The sequence below is a fragment of the Burkholderia sp. SIMBA_051 genome, from assembly GCF_046534915.1.
Taxonomy (GTDB): Bacteria; Pseudomonadota; Gammaproteobacteria; order Burkholderiales; family Burkholderiaceae; genus Burkholderia; species Burkholderia ambifaria.
This window is the reverse complement of record NZ_JAWRXS010000001.1, coordinates 406,736-422,801: the sequence shown is the minus strand read 5'-3', so window position 1 is coordinate 422,801 and position 16,066 is coordinate 406,736. Positions and strand designations below refer to the sequence as shown.

Genomic DNA, 16,066 nt, shown 5'->3' with positions numbered 1-16,066 from the left:
AGGCCGCGTGGAGGGCGTCACTCGGGCTTTCGATCATGACCATTCCTTCCTTGCGCGCGCCCAGGGCGTCGCGCCATTCCCGTGCGCGGTGCGTGCCGCGCATGCTGAAACTCACCATTCCCGCGCTGGCCGTCGGCGCGATGACCGCGGCGGCCGCCGCTGAAGCCGCACGTGCGGCCGGTGCGCCGACGGACGACGCGGCCGTGCTGCTGCCCCCCGTCGAAGTCGTCGCGTCGCCGCTGACGACACCGCTCGTCATCGTCACGGATCCGAAGACGCCGCGCCAGCCGCTGCCGGCCAGCGACGGCGCCGACTACCTGAAGACGATTCCCGGCTTCACGTCGATCCGCAGCGGCGGGACGAACGGCGACCCCGTGCTGCGCGGGATGTTCGGTTCGCGGCTGAACATTCTGGCGAACGGGATGCCGACGCTCGGTGCGTGTCCGAACCGGATGGACGCGCCGACTTCGTATATCGCGCCGGAAAGCTATGACAAGGTCACGGTCGTGAAGGGGCCGCAGACCGTGCTGTACGGCCCCGGCGCATCGGCCGGCACCGTGCTGTTCGAACGCGTGACGCCGCGCTTCGAGCGCCCCGGCATGCGCTTCGACGGCAGCGTGGTCGGCGGCTCGTTCGGCCGCAACGATCAGAACGTCGACGTGACGGCCGGCACGCCGGACGTCTATGGCCGCGTGAGCGCGAACCACGCGCACGCGCAGGATTACAAGGATGGCAACGGCAACACCGTGCCGTCGCAATGGGACAAATGGAACGCGGATGCGGCGCTCGGCTGGACACCCGACGATCACACGCGCGTCGAACTGACGGCCGGCACCGGTGACGGTTATGCGCGCTATGCGGGGCGCGGGATGGACGGCGCGCATTTCCGCCGCGAGACGTTCGGCCTGTCGTTCGACAAGCGGCATCTCGGCGACGTGCTCGACCGCATCGAGGCGCGCGTGTACTACAACGAAGCTGACCATGTGATGGACAACACCACGCTGCGGCAGCCCGACCCGACCAGCAGCATGCCGATGCGGATGGCATCCGAAGTGCGGCGCCGCACGCTCGGCGCGCGGGCGGCGGCGACGTTTCGTTTCGGCGACGACTTCAAGCTCGTGACCGGCGTCGACGCACAGTCGAACCGGCTCGACGCGCGCTCGGCGATGGGGCGGCAGAACTACGGCGACCAGCCGTGGGATGCGCAGGCGACAATGTGGAATGCGGGCGCGTTCGGCGAGCTGACGTGGTATGCGAGCGATGCGTCGCGCGTGATCGGCGGCGCGCGGGTCGACTACGCGAGCGCCCGGGACAAGCGGGCGACGACGAGCGGGATGATGGCGAGCAAGCCGAACCCGACCTTCGACGACGATCGCGCACGCGTGCTGCCGAGCGGCTTCGTGCGCTACGAGCGCGATCTCGCGTCGCTGCCGGTCACGTGGTATGCGGGAGTCGGTCATGCGGAACGCTATCCGGACTACTGGGAGCTGTTCTCCGCGAAGCGCGGGCCGGCCGGTTCGGTCAACGCATTCTCGGCGGTGCAGCCGGAGAAGACCACGCAGCTCGACATCGGCGCGCAGTACAAGAGCGAGCGGGTCGATGCGTGGGTGTCGGCGTACGCGGGCTATGTGCAGGACTACATCCTGTTCAATTACGCGGCCGGGATGATGGGCCCGACCACGCAGGCGACCAACGTCAACGCGCAGATCTTCGGTGGCGAAGCCGGCGTGTCGTGGCGGCCGGTCGCACCGCTGCGCGTCGAGACGTCGCTTGCTTACGCATGGGGGCGCAACGCGACGAGCGGCGATCCGTTGCCGCAGATGCCGCCGCTCGAGGCGCGCGTCGGGCTCGAATACACGCGCGGCGCATGGTCGGCCGGCGGCTTGTGGCGGATCGTTGCGCCGCAGCATCGCTATGCGTTGAACGAGGGCAACGTGGTCGGCAAGGACTTCGGTCCGAGCGCCGGGTTCGGCGTGCTGTCGCTGCATGCGCAGTACAACGTCAGCAAGAAGGTGCAGATTTCGGTCGGCGTCGACAACGTGCTGGACAAGGCCTATGCGGAACACCTGAACCTCGCCGGCAATGCGGGCTTCGGCTATCCGGCGAATGCGCCGGTGATGGAGCCGGGGCGTACGGCATGGGTGCGCGTGAGCGCGAAGCTCTGATCCACGACGCGTGTGCGATGCAGCATGCACGCGCATCGACGCGACCCCGCCCGAACGGGCGGGGCACGTCAACCGATTAGAGAACCGTATCTAGTCAGGGCGCAAACGTTGGCGACTCGTGATTCACTCCCGCATTCGACGCACACGATGGCCGCGACTGTCGGCAACGTGCCGTGCGCGTCGATCCGATCTCATTCGCACCGGCAGCACAATAATCAGGAGAACAAGCATGGCCAGATCGATGCGTTCCAGGGTGGTGGCAGGGGCAGTGGCATGCGCGATGAGCGTCGCGCCGTTCGCGGGGACGACCGCGATGATGACGCTCGCGACGACGCACGCGGCGATGGCGGCCACCGCGCCGTCGGACGACTACGCGACGACGCGTTATCCGATCATCCTCGTGCACGGGCTCACCGGCACCGACAAGTACGCGGGCGTGCTCGAGTACTGGTATGGCATCCAGGACGACCTGCAGCAGCACGGCGCGACTGTCTACGTCGCGAACCTGTCCGGATTTCAGAGTGACGACGGCCCGAACGGACGCGGCGAACAGTTGCTCGCTTACGTGAAGACGGTGCTCGCCGCGACCGGTGCGACCAAGGTCAACCTGGTCGGTCACAGCCAGGGCGGTCTCACGTCGCGCTATGTGGCGGCCGTTGCGCCCGATCTCGTCGCGTCGGTGACGACGATCGGCACGCCGCATCGCGGCTCCGAGTTCGCCGACTTCGTGCAGGGCGTGCTCGCCTACGATCCGACCGGGCTGTCGTCGTCGGTGATCGCCGCGTTCGTCAATGTGTTCGGAATCCTGACGAGCAGCAACAACAACACGAACCAGGACGCGCTCGCCGCGCTGAAGACGCTGACGACCGCCCAGGCCGCCACGTACAACCAGAACTATCCGAGCGCGGGCCTCGGCGCGCGGGGCAGTTGCCAGACGGGTGCGCCGACGGAGAGCGTCGGCGGCAATACGCACCTGCTGTATTCGTGGGCCGGCACGGCGATCCAGCCGACCGTTTCCGCGTTGGGCGTCACGGGCGCGGCCGACACCAGCACGATTCCGCTGGTCGATCCGGCGAACGCGCTCGACCTGTCGACGCTTGCGTTGCTCGGCACGGGCACGGTGATGATCAATCGCGCGTCGGGCCAGAACGACGGGCTGGTGTCGAAGTGCAGCGCGTTGTACGGGAAGGTGCTGAGCACGAACTACAAGTGGAACCATGTCGACGAGATCAACCAGTTGCTCGGCGTGCGCGGTGCGTATGCGGAAGATCCGGTCGCGGTGATCCGCACGCATGCGAACCGGTTGAAGCTCGCGGGCGTGTGATCGATGACGGCACGTGAAGGACGCGCGCCGCTGGCGCGGCGCGTGGTGGTTTACGGTGCGGTCGGGATGGCGGCGATCGCCGGCGTCGCGATCTGGAGCGGCGCGGCGTCGCATCGCGGTGCCGACATGGCGCACCTGTCGGCCGATGCGGCGGCGCGCGACGGCGGCAGCGCCGCACCGCTGCCGCCCGCACTGCCGGCAAGCGCGGGCCTGCCGTCGCCGCTTGCCGGTTCCAGCGCGCCGCGGCTGCCGCTCGATGCCGGCGGCCATCTCGCGAGGTCGCGCGCGGTTCGCGATTTCTTCGACTATTGCCTGAGCGCGCGGAGCGACCTGAGCGCGACCGCGCTCGATGCGCTCGTCGTGCGCGAAATCGCCGCGCAGCTCGACGGCACGATCGCGCAGCCCGAGGCGCTCGACGTCTGGCATCGATATCGTGCGTATCTCGACGCGCTCGCGAAGCTGCCGGACGCCGGCGCGGTCGACAAGTCGGATCTCGGTGCGCTGCAGCTCGCGCTCGATCAGCGCGTGTCGATCGCGTACCGGACGCTCGGCGACTGGAGCCAGCCGTTCTTCGGCGCCGAGCAGTGGCGGCAGCGCTACGATCTCGCCCGCTTGAAGATTGCGCAGGACCGCACGCTGACGGATGCGCAGAAGGCGGAGCGGCTCGCGGCGCTCGCGCAGCAGATGCCGGCCGACGAACGCGCGGCACGGCAGAAGGCCGACCGGCAGCAGGCCGCGATCGACCAGATCGCGCACTTGCAGAAGAGCGGGGCGACGCCCGACGCGATGCGCGCGCAACTGACGCAGACGCTCGGGCCCGACGCCGCCGCACGCGTCGCGCAGATGCAGCAGGACGACGCGTCGTGGCAGAGCCGCTACGCCGACTATGCGGCGCAGCGCGCGCAGATCGAAGCGGCCGGGCTGTCGCCGCAGGATCGCGACGCGCAGATCACCGCGCTCAGGCAGCGCATGTTCTCGAAGCCCGGCGAAGCAGTGCGAGCGGCGTCGCTCGACCGCGGCGCGGCTGCCGCGCGATGACGAACGATGGCGCATGATGGCGCACGCCATCACGCCATCACGCCATCACGCCATCACGCCGCGCGCGTGAAGTGCCGCGGCAGGTGCTGTTCGATGGTCGCCGCGAGCGTGTCGAACGCGGGGCCGATGCCTTCGTGCGCGACGCATGCATAGCCGAGAAGCAGGCCGCGGCGTGCCGTGTCAAGCCGGCTGTAATAGCTGGTCAGCGGGCGCACGATCACGCCCGCGTCGAACGCGCTTTGCGTGACCGCGCGATCGTCGCAAGCGTCGGGCAGGCCGAGCACCAGATGCAGGCCGGCTTCGTCGCCCATCACCGGCAGCGCGTCGCCGAAGCGCGCATGGATCGCATCGATCAGCAATTGCCGGCGCTCGCCGTACAGCGTGCGCATTCGTCTGACGTGCGAAGTCAGGTGCCCGTCCATGATGAACTCGGCGAGCACGGCCTGCTGCATCAGCTGGCCCTCGCGATACAGCTCCGACAGCCCGGTGCGGAACGTGTCGACCAGATGCTCGGGCACGACCATGTAGCCCATCCGCAGGCCCGGGAACAGCATCTTGCCGAGGCTGCCGACGTAGATCACGCGGCCGCCGTCGTCGAGCCCCTGCAGCGACGCGAGCGGGCGGCTGCCGTAGCGGAATTCGCTGTCGTAGTCGTCCTCGATGATCCAGCAGCGGTGCCGGCGCGCGTATTCGAGCAGCATCCGGCGCCGCGCGAGGCTCATCACCATCCCGAGCGGATACTGGTGCGACGGCGTGACGAGCACGAGCCGCGGCGGCTGCTGCATGTCGGCCGCGCTCGGATCGATGCCTTCCTGGTCGACCGGTACCGGCGTAAGCGTGAGGCCGGTCGCCTGCAGCACGCTGCGCACGCCCCAGTAGCACGGCTCCTCGACCCACGCGCGATCGCCGATGTCGGACAGCAGCCGCACCGCAAGGTCGATCGACTGGTGGATGCCGGTCGTGATGATCACCTGATCCGGCGAGCATTTGACCGAGCGCGCGACGCGCAGGTAGTCGGCGAGCGCGCGGCGCAGCGGCCGGTAGCCGCCGCCCGGCGCATAGGTCAGCAGCTCGGGATTCGCTTCCTTCCACAGTCGCGCCTGCAGGCGGCTCCACGTGCGGCTCGGGAATTCCGATACGTCCGGCACGCCCGGCATGAACGCGCCCCATTGACGTCGCGACACGCCTGCGTGCTCGATCAGCTGCCGGCCGCGCATCGACAGGCCGCCGTGCGCGTCCGGCTGCGGCGGTTCGTCGGCGGCTGACGGCGGCGGCGCGGCGCCCGGCGCATGGATCACGGCGGCGTCCGGCCGCGTGTCGGCCACGTAGGTGCCGCTGCCGGTCGTCGTCAGCACGTAGCCTTCGGCGGTGAGCTGGTCGTACACGTGCAGCACGGTATTGCGCGCGATCGACAGGTCGGCCGCGAGCGTGCGCGAACTCGGCAGTTTTGTGCCCGGCCCCAATTCGCCGGTCAGGATGGCCTGCTGCATCAGCTGCAGCAGCTGCCGGTACATCGGTTCGGGCGAGCTGCGGTCGATCCGGCCCGATAGCCAGTCAGCGACGATGACGGTGTCCAAAGTGGTCCCACGCGGAATATTGAAATGGTTCCCTATTGTAGGACCGTGCGCGCCGTATAGTGAATCTCATCTCATAATCAATTGTCGCGCAGCAAGGGGACAGCCACGATGAAGTCCGATGATGTGATCGTCAGCTTTCGCGGCGTGCGGAAGACCTACGACGGGGAGACGCTGGTCGTCAAATCGCTCGACCTCGACATCCACCGAGGGGAATTCCTGACGCTGCTCGGGCCGTCCGGCTCGGGCAAGACCACCTGCCTGATGATGCTGGCGGGCTTCGAGTTTCCGACGGGCGGTGAAATCTGGCTCGACGGCGAACTGCTGAATACCGTGCCGCCGCACAAGCGCAACATCGGCATGGTGTTCCAGAACTACGCGCTGTTCCCCCACCTGACGGTCGAGCAGAACGTCGCGTATCCGCTGACGGTGCGCAAGCTGTCGGCCGCCGAGCGCGCGGAGCGCGTCGCGCATGCGCTGAAGATGGTGCAGATGGAACGCTTCGCGAAGCGCTATCCGGCGCAGTTGTCGGGCGGCCAGCAGCAGCGCATCGCGCTCGCGCGGGCCCTCGTGTTCGAGCCGAAGCTCGTGCTGATGGACGAGCCGCTCGGCGCGCTCGACAAGCAGTTGCGCGAACACATGCAATACGAACTGAAGGCGCTGCACGAGAAGCTCGGCGTGACCTTCGTCTACGTGACGCACGACCAGGGCGAGGCGCTGACGATGTCCGATCGCGTCGCCGTGTTCGACAAGGGCATCGTCCAGCAGCTCGATACCGTCGATTGCCTGTACGAATCGCCGTGCAACGAATTCGTCGCGAATTTCATCGGCGACAGCAACCGGCTGCGCGGCACCATCGCGCGCGTCGACGGCGAGTTCTGCGAATTCCGGCTCGACGACGGCACGCAGCTCGTCGGGCGTCGCATCGGCGATGCGGCCGCAGGCGCGCCGGCCGTCGCCTGCATCCGCCCCGAACGCATGAGCCTTGCGGCCAACGGTCACGCGAATGGTGCCACCGCCAACCGCGTGACCGGCGAGGCGCGCAGTCTCATCTATTTCGGCGATCACGTGCGCATGCGCTGCGCGCTGCCGGGCCAGGAGGAATGCTTCGTGAAGGTGCCGCTCGGCACGGATGCGCTCCACGCGTTCGCGCCCGGCGCACCGGTCGCGCTCGCCTTCGCGCCCGAGCACCTGCGCGTATTCGCGTGACACCGGGTTTCACCGTTTTTCCGTAGCACGTCGTCAACAACAAAGCCCATTTCCACCACGAGAGGAGAGGAACCATCATGAACGGAGCAAGCTCAACCGCACGTCGCACCGCGCTCGCACTGGCACTGGCTGTCGTCGGCGCATCGGCCACGGCGGCCGAACTCACGGTCGTCAACTTCGGCGGCGCGAACGGCGACGCGCAGAAGGCCGCATTCAACCAGCCGTTCGAGAAGGCGACCGGCAACAAGGTCACGGCCGTCGAGTACAACGGCGAGCAGGCGAAAGTGAAGGCGATGGTCGAGGCGAAGCACGTCAACTGGGACGTGGTCGAAGTCGAATCGGGCGACCTGAACCGCGGCTGCGACGAAGGGCTGTACGAGAAGCTCGACTGGTCGAAGATCGCGAAGAAATCCGACCTGATTCCAGAAGCGCCGCAGGTGTGCGGCGTCGGCTTCTTCGTGTGGTCGACCGCGCTGTCCTACAACGCGGACAAGCTGAAGTCCGCGCCGACCGGCTGGGCCGATTTCTGGAACGTGAAGAAATTCCCCGGCAAGCGCGGCATGCGCAAGGGCGCGCGCTACAACCTCGAGTTCGCGCTGATGGCCGACGGCGTCGCGACGAAGGACGTGTACAAGGTGCTCGGCACGAAGGCCGGCCAGGACCGCGCGTTCAAGAAGCTCGACGAGCTGAAGCCGTACATCCAGTGGTGGGAAGCCGGCGCGCAGCCGCCGCAGTTCCTGGTGGCCGGCGACGTCGTGATGTCGACCGCGTACAACGGCCGTATCGATGCCGCGCAGAAGGAAGGCAAGAACCTGAAGGTCGTGTGGAACGGCAGCATCTACGACCTCGACTACTGGGCGATTCCGAAGGGTTCGCCGAACAAGGCGCTGGCCGAGAAATACATCGCGTACACGCTCACGCCGAAGCCGCAGCAAGGGTATGCGCAGCACATCGCGTACGGGCCGACGAACGTCGCGGCGATCAAGTCGCTCGACGCGAAGACGCTCGCGAACCTGCCGAACTCGCCGGCCAACGGCAAGAACGCGGTGCTGGAGGACATCGGCTTCTGGACCGACCACAGCGACGAGCTCGAGCAGCGCTTCAGCGCGTGGGCCACGAAGTAAGCGTCTTCAGGCTGTCCTGATGCAACCTGCCGCGCGACGCGCCGAACGCGTCGCGCGGCATTCCGCCGGATCGAGCCCGGCCGGAGAGAACCGTTGAACACGATGACGATCGCTCCTTCCTCGCCGTCGACAGCCGCGCTCAAGCGCGAACTGAAGGCCGCCGAGGCCCGCAAGCGCACGATGGCGCTGCTGCTGGTCGCGCCGCTCGCGATCTTCCTGCTGCTCATCTTCGTCGTGCCGATCGGCACGCTGCTCACGCGCGCGGTGCAGAACCCCGAGATCGCGACCGCGTTGCCGAAGACAGTCGCCGCGCTGTCGGGCTGGGACCGCAAGGCGCCGCCCGCCGACGCCGCGTACGTCGCGCTCGCGGCCGACATGACGAAGGTCGCCGACAGCGAGGCGATGGGCGCGCTCGCGCGGCGCCTGAACACCGAGATTCCCGGCTACCGCTCGCTCGTCGCGAAGACGGCGCGTGCGATGCCGCTGAAGGGCGACAACGATGCCGGCGCGGCGCTGACGCCCGCGCAAACGCGCGCGAAACTGCTCGACCTCGATGCGCGCTGGGGCGATGCCGCGTACTGGCAGGCGATCGCGAAGAACGGCAGCCAGGTGTCGCCGTTCTACCTGCTCGCCGCGCTCGACCACAAGGAGGACGGCTTCGGCCGGATCGTGCAGGCCGATCCCGACCAGTCGATCTATCTGTCGATCTTCGGCCGCACGTTCGTGATCGGCGTCGCGGTCACGCTGTTCGCGCTGCTGCTCGGCTATCCGCTCGCCTACTGGATCTCGACGCTGTCGGATCGGCGCGCGAACCTCGTGATGATCCTGGTGCTGATTCCATTCTGGACGTCGGTGCTGGTGCGCGTGGCCGCGTGGATCGTGCTGCTGCAAAGCGAGGGGCTGATCAACACGGCGCTGATCGGCAGCGGGCTGATCTCGCATCCGCTGGCGCTGCTGTTCAATCGCGTCGGCGTGTACATCTCGATGACGCACATCCTGCTGCCGTTCATGATCCTGCCGCTCTACAGCGTGATGAAGTCGATCCCGCCGACCTACCAGCGCGCGGCCGTATCGCTCGGCAGCCATCCGTTCGCGGCGTTCTGGCGCGTGTACGTGCCGCAGACCTATCCGGGCGTCGGCGCGGGCGCGCTGCTGGTGTTCATCCTCGCGATCGGCTACTACATCACGCCCGCGCTGCTCGGCGGGCCGAACGACCAGATGGTCAGCTACTACGTCGCGTACTTCACGAACGTGACGATCAACTGGGGCATGGCGTGCGCGCTCGGCGGGCTGCTGCTCGCGGCGACGCTGGTGCTGTATGCGGTGTACGGGCGCTTCACGCGCTCGAACGTAAGCCTCGGCTGAGCGCCGGGCACAGGGAAACGGGAAGGGGATGTCGACCATGAAACTCGCCAGGCCGCTGTTCGCGCCGCACATGTCGTTCGTCGAACGCGCGTGGTATGTCGCGCTGCGCGTACTCGTCGTGCTGACGCTGCTGTACCTGATCCTGCCGGTGCTCGCGATCGTGCCGCTGTCGTTCTCGTCGAGCACGTTCCTCGTCTATCCGATCCCCGGCTTCTCGACGCGCTGGTACGAGAACCTGATCGCATCCGACGAGTGGCGGATGGCCGCGAAGAACAGCTTCATCGTCGCGCCGTCGGCGACCGTCGTCGCGACCGTGCTCGGCACGCTCGCCGCAATCGGCCTCACGAAGGCGGACTTCCGCGGCAAGGGGCTGCTGATGGCCGTGCTGCTGTCGCCGATGATCGTGCCGGTCGTCGTGGTCGGCGTCGGCATGTACCTGTTCTTCGCGCCGCTCGGGCTCGCGAATACCTACACGGGGCTGATCGCCGCGCACGCGGCGCTCGGCGTGCCGTTCGTCGTGACGACGGTCGCCGCGACCCTGCAGGGCTTCAACCAGAATCTGGTGCGTGCGAGCCTGTCGCTCGGCGCGAATCCCGTCACGACGTTCTTTCGCGTGACGCTGCCGGTGATCGCGCCGGGCGTGATGTCGGGCGCGCTGTTCGCATTCGCGACGTCGTTCGACGAAGTCGTCGTCACGCTGTTCCTCGCCGGCGCGGACCAGACGACGCTGCCGCGCCAGATGTTCACCGGCATTCGCGAGAACATCAGCCCGACGATCGCTGCGCTCGCGACGATCCTGATCATCTTCTCGACGAGCCTGCTGCTCGCGCTCGAATGGCTGCGCGGACGCAACGCGCGACGTGCGGTGACGTAACACGATCGTTGTGCCCTCAACGATGCCGCGCGCCCGGCGCGGCATCCCGAAGCTTTCGTTTCGCTGACTGACGGCGCGCTTGCCTGCAGGTTCGATGCGGCTCTGTAACAATACGGGTCGCGACGGTACGTGAACCGGTTTCACCGCATGGCATGCGCCGCCGCGCCGCTCAATTTCGCGACGCCGCGCGTCGCTCGTCAGCCGAGCCTCATCTTGTCCGAATTCGCTTCCCCCGCCGGCGCCCGGGAGCCGGCCGTCAACTGGCGCGCGATGTCCGCCGTGCTGCTGGCCGTCGCGCTCGCGACGCTCGACACCGCGATCGCGAACACCGCGCTGCCCGCGATCGCCGCCGACCTGCATGCGTCGCCGGCCGCATCGGTGTGGATCATCAACGCCTACCAGCTCGCGATGGTCGCGACGCTGCTGCCGTTTGCGTCGCTCGGCGACATCGTCGGCCACAAGCGCGTGTATGTCGCGGGCCTCGCGGTGTTTACGCTCGCGTCGCTCGGCTGCTCGCTCGCGTCGACGCTGCCGCAGCTGACGGCGGCGCGGATCGTGCAGGGCTTCGGCGCGAGCGCGATCATGAGCGTGAACGTCGCGCTGATCCGCAACCTGTTTCCCGCGCACCGGCTCGGGCGCGGCGTCGGCTTCAATGCGCTCGTCGTCGGCGTGTCGTTCGCGGTGGGGCCGACGATCGCGTCGTTGATCCTGTCGGTGGCCGCCTGGCCGTGGCTGTTCGCGGTGAACGTGCCGCTCGGCGTGCTCGCGCTTGCCGTCGCGATTCCGTCGCTGCCGCAGTCGGCGCGCGGCAAGCATGTGTTCGATCCGCTCGCCGCGCTGTTCAACGTGATCACGTTCGCGTCGCTGATCTTCGCGCTCGGCGAATTCGCGCAGCGCGGGCCGCTGTCCGTCGTGCTCGCGGCGGCCGCGGTCGCGCTCACGTTCGGCTGGCTGCTGATCCGCCGCCAGGCCGGGCACCCGGCGCCGATGCTGCCGGTCGACCTGTTCCGCCGGCCGGTGTTCACGCTGTCCGCGCTGACGGCCGTATGCGCGTTTGCCGCGCAGGGGCTTGCGTTCGTATCGCTGCCGTTCTACTTCGAAACCGTCCTGCATCGCAGCGCGGTGGAGACCGGCTTTCTGATGACGCCGTGGTCGGCGGTCGTCGCGCTGGCCGCGCCGATCGCGGGCCGGCTGTCCGACCGTTATCCGCCCGGGTTGCTCGGCGCGATCGGGCTCGCGCTGCTGAGCGCGGGGATGGTGGCGCTCGCCGCGCTGCCGGCTGCGCCGAACGTCTTCGACATCGGCTGGCGGATGATGCTGTGCGGCGCGGGCTTCGGCTTTTTCCAGTCGCCGAACCTGAAGGCGCTGATGTCGAGCGCGCCGCCCGAGCGCAGCGGCGGCGCGAGCGGGACCACCGCGACCGCGCGGCTGATCGGGCAGGCGACCGGCGCGGCGCTCGTCGCGCTGTCGTTCGGCATCGCCGGACGCCACGGGCCGACGCTCGCGCTGATGCTTGGTGCGGGCTTTGCCGGCGCCGCGAGCGTCGCGAGCGGGTTGCGGCTCTTCGCGCCGTCGCATCGGGCCGGCGCGCCGGTGCCGGTGAAGGAGCGGGCGACGGAGTAGCACACCGAAGCCTGGAAATCCTTCGGCCGGCGCGCGCCGAACCTCCGCCGCGTGCCGGCCTTCGCGTCACGCTCAGAAGCCGCCCGTCTGGATCAGCTTGTTGAGGTTCGCGATGTTCAGGCTGCCGAAGCCGGTCGTCAGATCCCGGCCGCTGCCTGCGTTGTAGCCATACCCCTGATAGCCGTTGTTGCCCGATACGACGTCATAGCGCACGAGCGACGGGTTCGACGGAATGTCCGCATAGAAGTTGCCGGCCGGGAAGCCCAGGCCCGTGCCGTTTGCCGCGAGCAGACGCGCCCAGAAGCCGGTGAAGATCGGCGCGGCGAGGCTCGTGCCGCCGATCTGCTGCAACTGGCCGTAGTTGTAGATGTATGCGCCCGTGCCTTGCGCGGCGTCGAACGATACATCGGGCAACTGACGGTTGCTGCCCGACTGCCACGACGGCGCCGGCAGGATCGAGCTGACGCCGCCGCCCGTGGCCCACAGCTTGCCGTTACCGTCGAGCCCCTCGTTCCACACCGTCTCGTTCGAGAAGGCGCCCGCGGACGTCGTGTACAGCGTCGTGCCGCCGATCGCGAGCACGTGCGGCGACGCGGCCGGCCACGACACCGTGTAGTTCCCGCCGTCCGGATAGCCGCGGTTGTTGCACTCGTACACGCCTTCGTCGCCCGACGACACCGAGAACGTCTGCCCTTGCGCGGCGGCCGTCGTGAAGATCTGCTCTTCGGCGTCGAGCGTGCCGTCCGCGTTCGCGTCGGTCTCGCACCAGCCGAGCGACACGTTGATCACCTTCGCGGTGTTGTCCGACACCGCGCGGTTGAATGCCTGCGTGAGCCCCGTGTTGCCGGCGGCGTTCAGGTCCGCCATGTAGAACACGAGCTTGCCGACCTGGCCGCCGGCCGAGCCGACGATCGACTGACTGTCGAGATCCCATTCGCCCTGGCCGTCCTGGTCGTCGCTGTAGCTGCCGCTCGTGCCGGTGCCGTTGGTCTTGACGGTCTGGGTCGTGACCGTGCCGTAACCGTTGCTCGACGTGAACTGCCTGAGGTCCTGCAGCGTCTGCGACACGCCGCCGATCGTGATGATGCCGACGGTCACGCCGGCCGCGGTCGGCACGCCGGTCGCGTTGTAAAGGCCCGGGAATTCCTTCGGATAATGGCCGGTGGCCGTGCCGGCGGCGAGCGCCTGCGGCTTCGCGACGTTGCCGATGCGCAGCAGCGGCCGTGCGCGCGCGACGTTCTGCAGCCCGAGCACCGAGCCGACGACGTCGCCGAGCGCATGCGGCACCTGCGCGGTCGATGCGTTCGCGAAGCCGGAGCGGCCCGCGTACTCGAAATGCACGAGTGACGTGTTGAACGCGGTCTTCACCGTGCCGGCCGTGCCGTGCGCGGACACCAGCAGCCGGTTCGGCGCGACTTCGATGTTCACGAAGCCGCTCTTGCGCAGATAGTCGACGACCGACTTGACCTGGGCTTCGGTCGGCGCGTAGCCGGCGAGGAACTGTTCGTGCGTGAGGTACTGGCGGTAGTGCGCGTTGCCGGGCCGGTTCACGTCATGCGCGAGTTGCTTGAGCTGCGCGGCGTTGCGCAGCTTCAGGCTGACGACGATGTCCGTCGTCTCGCCGGCCGCGAGTTCGAGCGACGGCGCCGCGCTGCGCGCCATCAACTGCGGGCCGGTCAGAAAGGCTTTCGTATGGGTATCGACCCAATCCGTCGCCGCATGGGCCGCAGTGGCGGCGAACACGAGCGGTACCGTGCACGCGAGGTGGCGGGGCGACGGAAGGGGCAGCGCAAAGCAGGTGTTCCTTTTCATCGGGAGTCCTTTTGAGGAGGGACGACGTTGCTGGAACCCCCGGCCCTTGTGGGGCCGCGAGCGGTGACGAGCGTAGGGCGTCGGTGCCGTTCGGGTAGCTGCCAGTTTCCATAGCTGTCAGATCTGACATCGGCTTGCTCGCACGCACTCGCCACGTCGCTCGTGCAGGCGGCCGCAGCCCCGATGAAGGGAACCGGTTCGCGGCGCGCCCGCGCGACGGTCGACGACGTTTGAACGCACGCGTCGTTCGTTGCCGTGCCGGAATGCGCGCGATTGCGGAGCGCAGCGCCGCGCGAGCGTATTGGCCGCGATCAGGCCTGCTCGTGTCGTGTGTCGCACTATGTGGTCAAGTGCTGCCGCGGCACTCACGCGACGACGTCCGGATGCGCGGATGCACGAAAACGGGGCCGGTCGATCGCGCGCCTTTCCCGAACTGTGGAACAGCGCGTTGCCGAGTCTTGCAGCGTGCTTTCGGTTCTCGAGCCGGGTGAGCCGATTAGAGGAAGGGCTCGAATTCATGCGGCGACGCGCGCTCGAGGTTCCTCGCGCGCCGGTGCGTCGCCGTTCGGCCGGCTGCCCGCAGACGCATACCCGAAAGGATCCAACGACGCTCCCCGCGAAATTCCTCCTTGACGCGGACCATTGCGCGGCTATCCTTCAATCCATAACCATCGAGTTATTGATTGAAACATGCAAAACACTCACGACCTGCTGTTCAGGACGCTTGCCGATCCGACGCGCCGCGCGCTCTTCGAGCGGCTGTGCGAGGAGGGCGAGCTGACGGTGGCCGCGCTGACGGCCCATGCAGGCGTGTCGCAGCCGGCGGTATCGAAGCATCTGGGTGTACTGAAGCAGGCCGGGCTCGTCAGCGACCGTCACGCGGGCCGGCAGACGCACTACAGCGCGCAGCCGCAGGCGCTGACTCCGTTGATCGACTGGACCAGCCAGATGGCAGGCTTCTGGCAGAACCGGTTCGACGCTCTTGAAGATCTGCTCAACAGGATGGATCAATGAACCAGCCCACTTCCGAAACACGCACCGTCGTCGTCGAACGGGAACTGTCGCATTCGCCGGAGAAGATCTGGCGCGCGCTCACGCAGCCGCACCTGATCGAGGCGTGGCTGATGAAGAGCGATTTCGAGCCCGTCGCGGGTCGCACGTTCAGCTTTCACGCGGACTGGGGTTCGGTCGACTGCACGTTGCTGACGATCGAACCGGAGCGTGTGCTGTCCTACACGTGGGCCGCGTATGGCCTGGAAAGCGTCGTCACATGGACGCTCACGCCGACGCCGGGCGGCACGCTGTTGCGCATGGAGCAGGCCGGATTCCGCGCCGATCAGGAACAGGCATACCGCGGTGCGCAGCATGGCTGGGTGCGGTTCTTCGACTCGCTCGAACAGGTGGTTGCGCGTGCCGATGAAGACGAGGAGGGCCGGGCATGAGCGCATCCGACCCGGGCCTGCCGCCGTCGGCCCGCATCGACGCACTGATCGCGGGGATCGCCGACTGGCGCGGCAAGACGTTCGCCGAGGTGCGCGAGACGATCCTCGCCGTCGACGACGGCATCGTCGAGGAATGGAAATGGATGGGCAGCCCCGTGTGGGAATGCGACGGGATGATCGCGGTCGCGAACGCGCACAAGGGCAAGGTGAAGCTGACCTTCATGCACGGCGCGCACCTGCCCGATCCCGACGGGCTGTTCAATGGGGGCCTCGACGGCAATGCGCGCCGCTCGATCGATTGGCTCGAAGGCGACAAGCTCGACAAGCGGGGGCTGAAGCGCCTCGTTCGCGCGGCGATCGACTACAACCGCGCGCACCTGAAGAAGAACGCGCGCGGCGGCGCCGGCGCGAAGGCGCGAGCCGACAAGGCCGCCTGACGCACCGGCGCACCGGCGCACGGCCCGGCCGCCGCCTTCCCGGCGCCGGCCAGCAGACGAAAAAAAGCCCGACACGAGG

The 16,066-nt window shown here is 68.0% G+C and carries 13 protein-coding genes; 11 read left to right on the top strand and 2 right to left on the bottom strand.

Going from position 1 to position 16,066, the window contains the following annotated elements:
- Positions 1 to 35 precede the first annotated feature (35 nt).
- The 3 genes from SB771_RS01820 to SB771_RS01810 all read left to right on the top strand — a co-directional run bounded on the left by SB771_RS01820 (position 36) and on the right by SB771_RS01810 (position 4,527).
- Positions 36 to 2,165 carry a TonB-dependent copper receptor gene (locus SB771_RS01820; RefSeq protein ID WP_175659560.1) on the top strand — a complete coding sequence of 710 codons (2,130 nt, stop codon included), beginning with the start codon at positions 36 to 38 and terminating at the stop codon, positions 2,163 to 2,165.
- Between the two features lie 229 nt (positions 2,166 to 2,394).
- Entirely contained in the window at positions 2,395 to 3,489 is a 1,095-nt protein-coding gene (locus SB771_RS01815; protein ID WP_175659559.1) for an esterase/lipase family protein, read from the top strand.
- Positions 3,490 to 3,492: 3 nt separating this feature from the next.
- Entirely contained in the window at positions 3,493 to 4,527 is a 1,035-nt protein-coding gene (locus tag SB771_RS01810; RefSeq protein ID WP_175659558.1) for a lipase secretion chaperone, read from the top strand.
- 53 nt (positions 4,528 to 4,580) lie between these two features.
- Here SB771_RS01810 and SB771_RS01805 read toward each other — a convergent pair whose 3' ends face one another.
- Positions 4,581 to 6,104, bottom strand: a complete 1,524-nt coding sequence (locus SB771_RS01805; protein WP_138848564.1) for a PLP-dependent aminotransferase family protein — start codon at positions 6,102 to 6,104, stop codon at positions 4,581 to 4,583.
- Positions 6,105 to 6,212: 108 nt separating this feature from the next.
- Here SB771_RS01805 and SB771_RS01800 point away from each other — a divergent pair, with 108 nt between their 5' ends.
- The 5 genes from SB771_RS01800 to SB771_RS01780 all read left to right on the top strand — a co-directional run bounded on the left by SB771_RS01800 (position 6,213) and on the right by SB771_RS01780 (position 12,296).
- Positions 6,213 to 7,310 carry an ABC transporter ATP-binding protein gene (locus SB771_RS01800; RefSeq protein WP_175659557.1) on the top strand — a complete coding sequence of 366 codons (1,098 nt, stop codon included), beginning with the start codon at positions 6,213 to 6,215 and terminating at the stop codon, positions 7,308 to 7,310.
- Between the two features lie 77 nt (positions 7,311 to 7,387).
- Positions 7,388 to 8,434: an ABC transporter substrate-binding protein gene (locus SB771_RS01795; RefSeq protein ID WP_006753702.1), complete on the top strand. Its 1,047-nt coding sequence runs from the start codon at positions 7,388 to 7,390 to the stop codon at positions 8,432 to 8,434.
- Between the two features lie 102 nt (positions 8,435 to 8,536).
- Positions 8,537 to 9,799: an ABC transporter permease gene (locus SB771_RS01790; protein WP_175659770.1), complete on the top strand. Its 1,263-nt coding sequence runs from the start codon at positions 8,537 to 8,539 to the stop codon at positions 9,797 to 9,799.
- 37 nt (positions 9,800 to 9,836) lie between these two features.
- Positions 9,837 to 10,673: an ABC transporter permease gene (locus SB771_RS01785; RefSeq protein WP_165752767.1), complete on the top strand. Its 837-nt coding sequence runs from the start codon at positions 9,837 to 9,839 to the stop codon at positions 10,671 to 10,673.
- 213 nt (positions 10,674 to 10,886) lie between these two features.
- Positions 10,887 to 12,296 carry an MFS transporter gene (locus SB771_RS01780; protein ID WP_175659556.1) on the top strand — a complete coding sequence of 470 codons (1,410 nt, stop codon included), beginning with the start codon at positions 10,887 to 10,889 and terminating at the stop codon, positions 12,294 to 12,296.
- A 72-nt stretch (positions 12,297 to 12,368) separates the two neighbouring features.
- Here the strand turns inward: SB771_RS01780 and SB771_RS01775 are convergent, their stop codons facing one another.
- Positions 12,369 to 14,108, bottom strand: coding sequence for a protease pro-enzyme activation domain-containing protein (locus SB771_RS01775; RefSeq protein ID WP_175659555.1), 1,740 nt, complete (start codon positions 14,106 to 14,108; stop codon positions 12,369 to 12,371).
- Between the two features lie 690 nt (positions 14,109 to 14,798).
- Between SB771_RS01775 and SB771_RS01770 the strand changes: the two genes are divergently transcribed.
- The 3 genes from SB771_RS01770 to SB771_RS01760 are packed head-to-tail and all read left to right on the top strand — an operon-like array spanning position 14,799 to position 15,987.
- Positions 14,799 to 15,122 (top strand): ArsR/SmtB family transcription factor, encoded by a 324-nt coding sequence (locus tag SB771_RS01770; RefSeq protein WP_175659554.1) that lies wholly within the window; start codon positions 14,799 to 14,801, stop codon positions 15,120 to 15,122.
- On the top strand, positions 15,119 to 15,550 hold the full coding sequence (locus SB771_RS01765) for an SRPBCC domain-containing protein (RefSeq protein WP_175659553.1): 432 nt from the start codon (positions 15,119 to 15,121) through the stop codon (positions 15,548 to 15,550). Before SB771_RS01770 ends, SB771_RS01765 begins: the two co-directional genes overlap by 4 nt.
- A complete protein-coding gene (locus tag SB771_RS01760; protein WP_175659552.1) occupies positions 15,547 to 15,987 on the top strand; it encodes a DUF1801 domain-containing protein in 441 nt (146 codons plus the stop codon). Before SB771_RS01765 ends, SB771_RS01760 begins: the two co-directional genes overlap by 4 nt.
- The last annotated feature ends 79 nt before the right edge of the window (positions 15,988 to 16,066 follow it).

Excerpts from the sequence above, each read along its gene's own strand:
- SB771_RS01820 (WP_175659560.1), top strand. The coding sequence starts at position 36 with ATGACCATTCCTTCCTTGCGCGCGCCCAGGGCGTCGCGCCATTCCCGT.
- SB771_RS01815 (WP_175659559.1), top strand. The coding sequence starts at position 2,395 with ATGGCCAGATCGATGCGTTCCAGGGTGGTGGCAGGGGCAGTGGCATGC.
- SB771_RS01810 (WP_175659558.1), top strand. The coding sequence starts at position 3,493 with ATGACGGCACGTGAAGGACGCGCGCCGCTGGCGCGGCGCGTGGTGGTT.
- SB771_RS01800 (WP_175659557.1), top strand. The coding sequence starts at position 6,213 with ATGAAGTCCGATGATGTGATCGTCAGCTTTCGCGGCGTGCGGAAGACC.
- SB771_RS01795 (WP_006753702.1), top strand. The coding sequence starts at position 7,388 with ATGAACGGAGCAAGCTCAACCGCACGTCGCACCGCGCTCGCACTGGCA.
- SB771_RS01790 (WP_175659770.1), top strand. The coding sequence starts at position 8,537 with ATGACGATCGCTCCTTCCTCGCCGTCGACAGCCGCGCTCAAGCGCGAA.
- SB771_RS01785 (WP_165752767.1), top strand. The coding sequence starts at position 9,837 with ATGAAACTCGCCAGGCCGCTGTTCGCGCCGCACATGTCGTTCGTCGAA.
- SB771_RS01775 (WP_175659555.1), bottom strand. The coding sequence starts at position 14,108 with ATGAAAAGGAACACCTGCTTTGCGCTGCCCCTTCCGTCGCCCCGCCAC.
- SB771_RS01770 (WP_175659554.1), top strand. The coding sequence starts at position 14,799 with ATGCAAAACACTCACGACCTGCTGTTCAGGACGCTTGCCGATCCGACG.
- SB771_RS01765 (WP_175659553.1), top strand. The coding sequence starts at position 15,119 with ATGAACCAGCCCACTTCCGAAACACGCACCGTCGTCGTCGAACGGGAA.
- SB771_RS01760 (WP_175659552.1), top strand. The coding sequence starts at position 15,547 with ATGAGCGCATCCGACCCGGGCCTGCCGCCGTCGGCCCGCATCGACGCA.